This is a genomic window from Citrobacter sp. Cpo040, assembly GCF_030332915.1.
In the GTDB taxonomy this organism is placed as follows: Bacteria; Pseudomonadota; Gammaproteobacteria; order Enterobacterales; family Enterobacteriaceae; genus Citrobacter; species Citrobacter portucalensis.
Genome location: NZ_JAOWGX010000030.1, coordinates 16565 through 27173, shown reverse-complemented (window position 1 = coordinate 27173; position 10609 = coordinate 16565). Strand labels below are relative to the sequence as shown.

The following is a 10609-nucleotide window of genomic DNA, read 5'->3' as shown; positions in this document are numbered from 1 at the left end:
AGGTGGCGTATATTACGCTTTCCTCTTTCAGAGTCAACCCTCATTTTCAGGTTTTTCTCTTCAACCGAACCGGCTGTTTGCGTGAAGTGATTCACATCCGCCGTGTCGATGGAGGCGCATTATAGGGATCCCATTTTTTAGCACAAGTATTTTTTGGATCTTTTTTTCTGAATGCTTGTTTTTCACTCCTTTCGCTACATTCCTGCGCAATTTGGCTGATTTTTGATAGCTAAACCACTTGCACAGTCTCAATAATCCAACCAAAGTCTTCATTACTGCTCTATTTTCGTTGAGGTAAACATGTCTGATGTACTGCGTCCTTATAAGGATCTTTTCCCACAGATCGGAAATCGCGTAATGATCGACACCAGCAGTGTCGTCATTGGTGATGCCCGTTTGGCTGATGATGTCGGAATTTGGCCACTGGTCGCCATTCGTGGCGACGTTAACTATGTACAAATTGGTGCCCGTACAAACATTCAGGACGGCAGCGTTCTCCATGTCACACATAAGTCCACTTCTAATCCGCAGGGTAATCCATTGATCGTGGGTGAGGATGTGACGGTCGGTCACAAGGTCATGCTACACGGCTGCATCATTGGCAACCGAGTATTAGTCGGCATGGGTTCGATTCTGCTGGATGGCGTAGTCGTAGAAGACGACGTTATGATTGGGGCTGGGAGCCTGGTTCCCCAAAACAAACGCCTGGAAAGCGGGTATCTGTACCTGGGAAGCCCGGTTAAACAAATCCGTCCATTAAGCGATGAAGAGAAAGCAGGCTTACAATATTCAGCTAACAACTATGTTAAGTGGAAAGATGAATATTTAAGTCAGAGTAACCAAACCCAACCTTGAGCATCTTCCTGCTGGGCCTGGATCAATCCTTCAGCTTCTTCTTCCAGATCCCAGCGATGCTGTTGAAAGATTTCCAACCACTGTTCAGGCGTGTCGCCGCCAAAGCGGGACGCCAGCATCTCTCCAGAGATGGCACATGTTAACTGCATACCATGAACCATCGCCGGAAACACAACGGCGTTGACATCCGTGCGCCATTCTTCTCGATCGGGAAACTGGATCGCCTGATTCATGCCGACAATTCCTGCTGCATGCTTTTAATGACGGGTTCAATCTGCGGCAAAACCCCATGCCAGAGTAAAACGGCGTGCGCTGCTTGCCCCACCAGCATACCCAGGCCATCAGCATATTGTTTCGCCCCATGTTCGGCACACCAGGAGAGGAACGGTGTATCTCCTTTCTGATAAAACATGTCATAACAATAGACAGATGGGTGAATAAGAGATGTCGGAATAGCCGGTATCTCACCGCTAATTCCGCTGGATGTCGCGTTAATAATTAGATCAAAACTGTAATTATCAAGCTCGTCCATTCCTACCGCCTGTACGCTGCCGGTATGGGAGAAGATTTGTGCCAGTTCTTCAGCGCGCGAAGCGGTACGGTTAACAATAGTCACCGCACAATCCATAGAAAGAAGAGGTAATAAAACTCCACGGGATGCACCACCCGCACCAATCAACAGAACTCGCGATCCGGGACGAATAAAAGATAAACGCTCAAGATCGCTCAACAAGCCGATACCATCCGTGTTGTCTCCCAGTAAACGTCCATCCTCCAGCCGTTTAAGGGTATTGACGGCTCCAGCAAGCGATGCCCGCTCCGTTAGTTCATCGGCACGTGCAAATGCCTCTTCTTTAAAAGGCACGGTGACATTTGCCCCCTTCCCGCCCTCAGCAAAAAAAGCGTTCAGCGTATTCACAAAATCATTGATAGGCGCCAGTACACGCCCATAGGAGTGATCAATCTTCAGCTGCTCTGCAAATTGCTGATGAATAAAGGGCGATTTACTGTGCGCTATCGGATTACCAAAAACAGCATAGGCTTCTTTCATATTACCCCTGTCGAAACTGTTCACCTGTCAGAGCATCACGGATCTCCGAAGGATTCAAACGCCCCCCGGTCTCCCCTTCAACCACGGGAAAGTCTGTACCGAACTGTGCGCGAACTTCATCTACCGTTCTGCAAGGCGGTAAGCCACTCAAATTAGCACTGGTAGAAACTAACGGTTTGCCATAAGCCTGGCACAACGCAACCACCAGCGGGTGATCGGTGACGCGAACAGCCAGAGAATCAAAGCGCCCGGTCAACCAGCGTGGCGTTGTCGCAAGCGCTGGGAAAACGAAGGTAACAGGACCAGGCCAACGGGCGAAAACAGCGTCACGTTGAGCATCGGTGAGCATGCTATCGTCGATATATGGTTTAAGTTGTTCAAAGTTTGACGCGATTAAAATTAACCCTTTATCGACCGGACGTTGCTTTAGCGCCAACAAACGGGTTACAGCCGTTTCGCTATCGGGGTCGCAGCCGACACCAAATACAGCTTCAGTTGGATAGGCGATGACTTTTTCTTGTTTCAGAACCGCTATCGCCGCAGCGATAGCGTCTGTGGGCAGGCTATTATTCACTTTTTTATTCCGCCGAAATCGGCTTTCCACATTGTTTACTGGCACAGAAATGCTTCACACCCTGCGCGGTTTTCTTTTCGATGAGAAGCGGATAATGACACTCAGGACATTCTCCGGCTAACGGTTTGAAGTTAATGACAAACTGGCACTCCGGATAGCGATCGCAGGAGTAAAAGGTTTTGCCATAACGGGAACGCCGCTGGACAAGATGACCAGTCTGGCATTGAGGACAGACTATTGCTGTTTCATCAGGCTTGTCGATGAGCTCGGTGTGATCGCACGCAGGATAGTCACTGCATCCAATAAACATACCGAATCGTCCCTGTCTCAGCACCAGCTCAGCGCCACATGCAGGACAAAGCTTACCCTCCAGAACTTTGACAACATGTCCGTCCGCGGAAGATTTCAGCGGACGGATGTAATCGCATTCTGGATAGTGTGAACAACCGAGAAACGGACCGTGTTTCCCGGAACGAATAACCAGTTCAGCCCCGCATTGTGGGCAGGGCTCGTTTTTACGCACCGTGAACAGTGCTGATTTAGCCATAACAACTCATACTGAATGAAGATTGATTAATGCAGCATACCTTCATTCACTTCAAAGAGTAATTCTTCCATTTGCTGATAGGCATTTTCACAACCTGGAATGTTGAATAGCACCATCAGAATCACCCACTTCAGGTCTTCCAGATCGAACTCTGCCGTATCTAGCGCGAGTACGCGCTCAATAACCATTTCTCGCGTTTCGAGGTTTAGCACCTGAATCTGCTCCAGGAATAGCAGGAATCCTCTACAGCTTGCATCCAGTCGGTCGCACTCTTCCGCAGTATAAATACGTATAGAAAGAGGGTCCGATGCCAGCTGCATAGGTTCAGCAAGACCATCCTGATAGTCAGCAAGCTTCTCCAGCCAAAGTAACGCGTTGTAAATGTCTTCACGATCAAAACCAGCGTCGGTAAGATCCCGTTCCAGTTTGTCCTGATCCACACGCAGCTCAGCTTCGTTATGGATATATGTCTCAAACAAATACATTAGTACGTCGAACATGGCATGCCCTCCTCAATCGGACATAGCCGCCGGGTACAGCTGCGATCCACCCTGCTAACTCCAGTTCGAGCAGTTGAGCCACTACCTCTGGCACAGGTTGGCCGGCACGTTCAGCGACGACGTCAACAGGTGTTACCTCATCTCCTACGTTAGCCAGGAGCTCCGGAAATGGCAATGCCACCTCTTCGTGATCTGGCGAATAAATTGATTTTTCAGGTTCATCTGGCAACCATTGCAGCCCATATTGCAAATTTTCAAGAATTTCCTCTGGTGTCGTCACAAGCATGGCTCCCTGCTGAATAAGCCAATGCGGGCCTTCACTTCCCGGGCTCCCAATCGGCCCAGGTAAAGCAAACACCTCCCGCCCTTGTTCAATTGCACAGCGAGCAGTAACCAGCGACCCGCTACGCTGTGCAGCTTCGACAACCAGTACACCTTTACTTAGACCACTGATAATACGATTTCGTCGGGGAAAATTGCGCGGCAAAGGGAGCATATCTAATGGGAACTCAGACACCAGTGCGCCCCCAGCCTCAATAAGTCGCTCCGCAAGACGGATATGCTGCCGTGGATGAATGGTCTCAAGTCCATTTCCCAGCACCGCAATACTTGTGCCTTGTCGGTTTATCGCAGCATTGTGCGCCACGCCATCAATCCCCCGGGCCAGACCGCTGGTGATCGTCACCCCACATGCAGCAAGCTTTTCACAAAACAACCGTCCCCAGCGTTCGCCATACCATGAATGTTGTCGACTACCGACAACGGCAACTTGAAATGAGTGGAGGCATGCGGGAGCTCCTGCAACAAAAAGCACCCCAGGATAATCCTCAATCGCACGGAGCTGTGGCGGATAATGCTCGCTGTCGGCAACCACAAAATGGTGGTTAGGCTGTTCAAGCCAGCGCAGCGTTTTTTCCAGCGTCAGATCTGAAAAGGTTAAAAAGCGTCTTGCCTGGCGTGGAGAGAATCCTGCCTGCAAGAGTACCGCGTTGTTAATGCACGGTTGAGTATTGAGCCAGTGAGCAACGCGCACTATCTCATCACCATACAGTTCATTCACTTGCGCTAAACGTAGCCAAATTTCGATTTGGGTCATCCCTGTTCCCCTGCCACAAGCAGTCCTGGCAATCTTTGCGATTGGTCACTGATGCTGTCAATCAGAGGGGGTTTTGTCTAGAATAGAGGTAATAATCTTTTCAACTCCTGAACTCAACTCTGGATAACTATGTCAGTTTTGCAAGTGTTACATATTCCGGACGAGCGCCTTCGCAAAGTCGCAAAACCGGTTGAAGAAGTGAATGCAGAAATTCAGCGTATCGTTGATGATATGTTCGAAACGATGTACGCCGAAGAAGGTATCGGTCTGGCAGCAACACAGGTCGATATTCATCAGCGCATCATTGTTATTGATGTCTCTGAAAATCGCGATGAGCAGTTGGTACTCATTAACCCAGAACTGCTGGAAAAAGACGGCGAAACCGGCATTGAAGAAGGCTGTCTGTCTATTCCTGAACAGCGTGCGTTAGTACCGCGTGCAGAGAAAGTAAAAATTCGTGCGCTCGATCGCGACGGCAAATCTTTTGAACTGGAAGCCGATGGCCTGCTCGCTATCTGCATTCAACATGAAATGGATCACCTGGTCGGTAAACTATTTATCGATTATCTGTCTCCGTTGAAGCAACAACGCATTCGTCAGAAAGTTGAAAAACTCGACCGCCTGAACGCCCGAGCTTAAGGACAAGGATCAACGTGTCAGACTCACTACGTATTATTTTTGCGGGTACACCTGACTTTGCAGCGCGTCATCTCGACGCGCTGCTGTCTTCTGGACATAACGTCGTTGGCGTGTTTACCCAACCGGACCGCCCGGCGGGACGCGGTAAAAAGCTGATGCCCAGCCCGGTAAAAGTGCTGGCAGAAGAAAAAGGGATACCGGTCTTTCAACCCGTCTCTCTTCGCCCTCAGGAAAACCAGCAACTGGTTGCTGATTTACACGCAGACGTGATGGTGGTGGTGGCATATGGCCTGATCCTGCCAAAAGCCGTACTGGAAATGCCGCGCCTGGGTTGTATCAACGTTCACGGTTCCCTGCTTCCGCGCTGGCGGGGTGCAGCACCGATCCAGCGCTCACTGTGGGCAGGCGACGCCGGAACCGGTGTTACCATCATGCAGATGGATGTTGGCCTCGACACCGGTGATATGCTGCTGAAGCTGTCCTGCCCAATTACGGCAGAAGATACCAGCGGTTCGTTATATGACAAGCTGGCAGAACTGGGGCCTCAGGGGCTGATTGAAACGCTAAAACAGCTGGCTGCCGGCACAATAAAACCGGTGGTACAAGACGAATCACTGGTTACGCATGCAGAAAAACTCAGCAAAGAAGAGGCCCGTATCGACTGGTCGCTTTCGGCTGTTCAATTGGAACGCTGCATCCGCGCCTTTAACCCCTGGCCAATGAGCTGGCTTGAAATCGATGGTCAGCCAGTGAAAGTCTGGCAAGCTTCGGTTATTGCTGTAAACACCCAGGCCGAGCCAGGCACCATTCTAGAGGCGACAAAGCAGGGTATCCAGGTCGCAACAGGCGACGGCATTCTGAATCTTATCTCTTTGCAGCCTGCCGGTAAAAAAGCCATGAGCGCGCAGGATCTGCTTAATTCGCGCCGGGAGTGGTTCGTGCCCGGAAACCGTCTGGCCTGACGGTTCATCTCTTTAAGCCCGGTGTCTCCGGGCATTTTTATTTTTGCGCTTATGAAAAAACATCTTAATTTACGCAGTATGGCGGCCCAGGCCGTCGAACAGGTTGTCGAGAAAGGACAATCACTAAGTAACGTGCTGCCCGCCATGCAGCAAAAAGTTGCCGATAAAGACAAAGCGCTGTTACAGGAACTTTGCTTCGGCGTATTGCGTACACTCTCTCAACTGGAGTGGATGATCCAGCAACTGATGGAACGTCCAATGACGGGCAAACAGCGCACCGTTCACTACCTGATCATGGTGGGCTTCTATCAACTGTTGCATACTCGTATTCCAGCGCACGCTGCGTTGGCTGAGACCGTAGAAGGCGCGGTCGTTATTAAGCGTCCACAGCTGAAAGGGCTGATCAACGGCGTACTGCGCCAGTTTCAACGCCGTCAGGATGAACTGCTGGCCGAGTTTGCGCAAAGCGATTTGCGCTTCTTACACCCCTCCTGGCTGGTGAAACGTATTAAGAGTGCGTATCCGCAGCAGTGGGAAGCCATTCTTGAAGCCAATAACCAGCGACCGCCGATGTGGCTACGAGTCAATCGTAATCACCATACTCGCGACGCCTGGCTAGACCTGCTTACCGAAGCGGGTTTGACAGGTTTCCCGCATCCAGACTACCCGGATGCAGTGCGTCTGGAAACACCGGCTCCAGTTCACGCCCTCCCTGGTTTTGACGAAGGTTGGGTCACCGTTCAGGATGCTTCCGCTCAAGGATGCGTAAATTATCTGTTGCCGGAGGACGGTGAGCAGATCCTCGACCTGTGCTGTGCGCCGGGCGGTAAAACCACTCACATTCTGGAAGTTGCTCCGCTAGCTAACGTCATGGCCGTCGATGTGGATGAAAAACGCTTATCGCGCGTTTACGACAATCTGAAACGTCTGGGCATGAAGGCAACCGTAAAACAGGGGGATGGCCGCTATCCACAGCAGTGGTGCGGTGAACAACAGTTTGACCGTATTTTGCTGGACGCTCCATGTTCTGCTACCGGGGTGATCCGTCGCCATCCGGATATCAAATGGCTGCGCCGCGACCGGGATATTGCCGAACTTGCCCAATTGCAGGCTGAGATCCTGAATGCAACCTGGTCACATCTTAAATCTGGCGGCACGCTAGTGTATGCAACGTGCTCTATCCTGCCAGAAGAGAACCAGCAGCAAATTGCCGCCTTCCTGGCACGCACACCGGATGCGGTATTAAGCGAAACCGGTACGCCGGAAAAACCCGGACGTCAGAATTTACCGGGTGCGGAAGATGGCGATGGCTTCTTTTACGCTAAGCTAATCAAAAAGTGATGAGATAACGGGTCGCGACTGATGAAAATTATCATTCTGGGCGCAGGGCAAGTTGGCGGTACGCTGGCTGAAAACCTGGTCGGAGAGAACAACGATATCACGGTAGTCGATACCAATGGTGAACGCCTGCGCAGCCTGCAGGACAAGTTTGATCTCCGTGTCGTGCAAGGGCATGGTTCGCATCCCCGCGTATTGCGTGAAGCCGGTGCCGACGATGCCGATATGCTGGTTGCCGTAACCAGCTCAGATGAAACAAATATGGTTGCCTGCCAGGTAGCTTATTCACTGTTTAATACGCCTAATCGCATCGCCCGTATTCGTTCACCAGATTACGTTCGCGATGCCGACAAGCTGTTCCAATCCGATGCGGTGCCAATCGATCACCTGATTGCGCCTGAGCAACTGGTTATCGATAGCATTTATCGCCTGATTGAATATCCGGGCGCATTGCAGGTGGTGAATTTTGCCGAAGGTAAAGTCAGTCTGGCAGTAGTAAAAGCCTATTACGGCGGGCCGCTTATCGGTAATGCGCTGTCAACAATGCGTGAGCATATGCCGCACATCGATACCCGCGTTGCGGCGATTTTCCGTCATGACCGACCGATCCGTCCGCAAGGTTCTACGATCGTTGAAGCGGGTGATGAAGTCTTCTTTATTGCGGCATCACAGCATATACGCGCCGTAATGAGTGAACTGCAGCGTCTGGAAAAGCCGTACAAACGCATTATGTTAGTGGGTGGTGGTAATATCGGTGCGGGTCTGGCACGTCGTCTGGAAAAAGATTACAGCGTCAAACTGATCGAACGTAATCAACAACGCGCATCCGAACTTGCAGAGAAACTACAAAATACGATCGTCTTTTTTGGTGATGCTTCGGATCAAGAGTTACTGGCCGAAGAACATATCGATCAGGTCGATCTGTTCATCGCAGTGACCAACGATGATGAAGCAAATATCATGTCGGCGATGCTTGCCAAACGGATGGGTGCCAAGAAAGTAATGGTGTTGATCCAGCGCAGAGCATACGTCGATCTGGTGCAAGGCAGCGTGATCGATATTGCGATTTCACCGCAGCAGGCGACCATCTCCGCGCTGCTGAGCCACGTGCGTAAAGCTGATATTGTTGGCGTTTCTTCACTTCGCCGTGGCGTCGCGGAAGCCATTGAAGCCGTCGCACACGGGGATGAAACGACGTCGAGAGTTGTAGGGCGTTCAATTGATGAAATTAAACTTCCGCCCGGAACCATTATTGGCGCCGTTGTACGTGGTAACGATGTCATGATTGCCAACGATAACCTGCGCATTGAGCAGGGCGATCACGTAATTATGTTCCTGACAGATAAAAAGTTTATTACCGACGTCGAGCGACTATTCCAGCCAAGTCCTTTCTTCCTGTAATAATTTGGGCGCTAATACAGCGCCTTTTTTATTTCCCTTTATTTTTCATGGTCTAATAAATTTTCCTTTCGGCAATACATAAATGGAAATTGCCTAAACATTTGTTAAACTTATAAACGTCAGCTGCATAGGGAGAATAAAATGAGCATTATTAAAGAGTTTCGCGAATTCGCGATGCGCGGGAATGTTGTCGATTTGGCGGTGGGTGTCATTATTGGTGCGGCATTCGGTAAGATTGTTTCATCACTGGTTGCCGATATCATTATGCCGCCGCTGGGGCTGTTAATTGGTGGAATTGATTTTAAACAGTTTGCTTTAACGCTACGTGATGCACAGGGAGACATCCCTGCCGTGGTCATGCATTACGGTGTATTTATTCAGAATGTATTCGATTTCATTATTGTTGCGTTTGCTATCTTTATGGCAATCAAACTAATCAACAAACTGAACCGTAAAAAAGCGGAAGAGCCGGCAGCACCGCCAGCTCCATCGAAAGAAGAAGTATTGCTAAGTGAAATTCGTGACCTGCTGAAAGAACAGAATAACCGCTCTTAAGCACTCACTGAAACAAGAAGGCCAGTGGTAAAAAAGTTAATTACTTTCTTGCCACTGGCCTCCCAGTTACCCCGATTGCCATGTTTGCCTTTACGCAGATAACTTCCTTTCCCTTTCTTATTTTTCTCAACGCGCTGTCTGAACAGTGGGTCATGCAGAAGCGCCTCAATGGCGTTGTCCTTTATCTGCCCTTTGGTGTGCTGATAACGACTCATAATATCTCCAGTTTGTAGTAATTTACGCCGCGAGTGTAGACCTGGCAGTTCAAGAAATCAACAGCCTGATGTTGTTCCACTGGCGCCTTGCTCAAGAGCTTCAAGAATAGAGCAGTACACGCTGCTGTGTGCCTTGCCGCAGCATGCATCATTCAATCGCTGCAGTGACCGCTGCATCGTCTGAAGTTCAGCAATGCGGGCTTCGACTTCTTGCAGTCTTTCCTGGACGATCCCTTTTGATTCCTGACAGGTATGGTGTTCGGGATCAACCCGGATCGAAAGCAATTCACGGATCGACTCCAGAGTGAAACCAAGCTGCCGGGCATAACGAATAAACTTCAAGCGCTGAAGATCGCTTTCTGTATAGAGGCGAAATCCGCCTTCAGTACGCACTTCATGCTCCATCATCTGCTGCTTTTCATAGTAGCGGATAGTATCTGGCGTAACGTCAGCCAGTTTCGCTATTTCACCAATTCGGTACATGCTCTCTCCGCTATTCGTCGTTGATCTTTTTTAGCAGCTTATCTGCGTAGTCACCGCGTAAAAACTCGGTGCTGAGTCCAGCCTGCCGAAGTTTAAGTTCCAGTAGCGACAGTCTTCGGCTCACCTCCGGATAACTAGGATCATCTTTGCGGATCCCCGCGAGTATTTCAAGCAGCTGTATTGCCTCTCTGCGTTGCTCGAGCTCAGGAGGAAAGCAACCTGCATTTTTTAATAAACGGTATCCGGCTCTGAGTTCAGGCGGGACATGGGAGTCATCGTCAAGAGTCAGCGGTTCGCCTGTTCCCGGTAAATCATCAAACTCGCCTTTAGACTGTGCATCAATAATATGGCGCTCTGCCCACTGGTCAAGTAACCACATACAACACTCCAGGG

The 10609-nt window shown here is 50.1% G+C and carries 15 protein-coding genes; 6 read left to right on the top strand and 9 right to left on the bottom strand.

The features are described 5' to 3' along the window. The first annotated feature begins 300 nt into the window (after nt 1-300). Entirely contained in the window at nt 301-855 is a 555-nt protein-coding gene (locus OGX86_RS02250; protein ID WP_048215431.1) for a gamma carbonic anhydrase family protein, read from the top strand. Here OGX86_RS02250 and OGX86_RS02245 read toward each other — a convergent pair. The 6 genes from OGX86_RS02245 to dprA are packed head-to-tail and all read right to left on the bottom strand — an operon-like array spanning nt 831 to nt 4623. Beyond that, nucleotides 831-1088 (bottom strand): DUF1488 family protein, encoded by a 258-nt coding sequence (locus OGX86_RS02245; RefSeq protein WP_008786281.1) that lies wholly within the window; start codon nt 1086-1088, stop codon nt 831-833. The two genes, OGX86_RS02250 and OGX86_RS02245, sit on opposite strands and share 25 nt — an antisense overlap. Next, nucleotides 1085-1906, bottom strand: coding sequence for a shikimate dehydrogenase (gene aroE, locus OGX86_RS02240; RefSeq protein ID WP_048215430.1), 822 nt, complete (start codon nt 1904-1906; stop codon nt 1085-1087). Before aroE ends, OGX86_RS02245 begins: the two co-directional genes overlap by 4 nt. Nucleotide 1907: 1 nt before the next feature. Continuing rightward, a complete protein-coding gene (gene tsaC / locus OGX86_RS02235) occupies nt 1908-2480 on the bottom strand; it encodes an L-threonylcarbamoyladenylate synthase type 1 TsaC (RefSeq protein WP_048215429.1) in 573 nt (190 codons plus the stop codon). A gap of 4 nt (nt 2481-2484) precedes the next feature. After that, a complete protein-coding gene (locus OGX86_RS02230; protein ID WP_008786284.1) occupies nt 2485-3027 on the bottom strand; it encodes a DNA topoisomerase family protein in 543 nt (180 codons plus the stop codon). A 26-nt stretch (nt 3028-3053) separates the two neighbouring features. Continuing rightward, nucleotides 3054-3527: a DUF494 family protein Smg gene (gene smg, locus OGX86_RS02225; protein WP_003031162.1), complete on the bottom strand. Its 474-nt coding sequence runs from the start codon at nt 3525-3527 to the stop codon at nt 3054-3056. Further along, on the bottom strand, nt 3499-4623 hold the full coding sequence (gene dprA, locus OGX86_RS02220; RefSeq protein WP_048215428.1) for a DNA-protecting protein DprA: 1125 nt from the start codon (nt 4621-4623) through the stop codon (nt 3499-3501). Before dprA ends, smg begins: the two co-directional genes overlap by 29 nt. A gap of 129 nt (nt 4624-4752) precedes the next feature. On the opposite strand from dprA, the gene def reads away from it, so the two are divergent. The 5 genes from def (at nt 4753) to mscL (ending at nt 9518) form a co-directional block, all read left to right on the top strand. Continuing rightward, entirely contained in the window at nt 4753-5262 is a 510-nt protein-coding gene (def, locus tag OGX86_RS02215; protein WP_003828283.1) for a peptide deformylase, read from the top strand. A gap of 14 nt (nt 5263-5276) precedes the next feature. Then, nucleotides 5277-6224: a methionyl-tRNA formyltransferase gene (fmt, locus tag OGX86_RS02210; protein WP_286639186.1), complete on the top strand. Its 948-nt coding sequence runs from the start codon at nt 5277-5279 to the stop codon at nt 6222-6224. Between the two features lie 51 nt (nt 6225-6275). Beyond that, nucleotides 6276-7565, top strand: coding sequence for a 16S rRNA (cytosine(967)-C(5))-methyltransferase RsmB (gene rsmB / locus OGX86_RS02205; RefSeq protein ID WP_032945172.1), 1290 nt, complete (start codon nt 6276-6278; stop codon nt 7563-7565). A gap of 21 nt (nt 7566-7586) precedes the next feature. After that, nucleotides 7587-8963, top strand: coding sequence for a Trk system potassium transporter TrkA (gene trkA / locus OGX86_RS02200; protein WP_003031153.1), 1377 nt, complete (start codon nt 7587-7589; stop codon nt 8961-8963). A gap of 141 nt (nt 8964-9104) precedes the next feature. Further along, a complete protein-coding gene (gene mscL / locus OGX86_RS02195; protein ID WP_003031152.1) occupies nt 9105-9518 on the top strand; it encodes a large-conductance mechanosensitive channel protein MscL in 414 nt (137 codons plus the stop codon). Here the strand turns inward: mscL and arfA are convergent. From arfA to OGX86_RS02180, 3 genes are read right to left on the bottom strand one after another with little or no spacing between them, the layout of a single operon-like run. Beyond that, a complete protein-coding gene (gene arfA / locus OGX86_RS02190; protein ID WP_003828276.1) occupies nt 9515-9733 on the bottom strand; it encodes an alternative ribosome-rescue factor ArfA in 219 nt (72 codons plus the stop codon). The genes mscL and arfA overlap by 4 nt on opposite strands. A gap of 57 nt (nt 9734-9790) precedes the next feature. Then, on the bottom strand, nt 9791-10216 hold the full coding sequence (zntR, locus tag OGX86_RS02185) for a Zn(2+)-responsive transcriptional regulator (protein WP_003031145.1): 426 nt from the start codon (nt 10214-10216) through the stop codon (nt 9791-9793). 10 nt (nt 10217-10226) lie between these two features. Further along, on the bottom strand, nt 10227-10595 hold the full coding sequence (locus tag OGX86_RS02180) for a DnaJ family domain-containing protein (protein ID WP_286639183.1): 369 nt from the start codon (nt 10593-10595) through the stop codon (nt 10227-10229). Between the last annotated feature and the right edge of the window lie 14 nt (nt 10596-10609).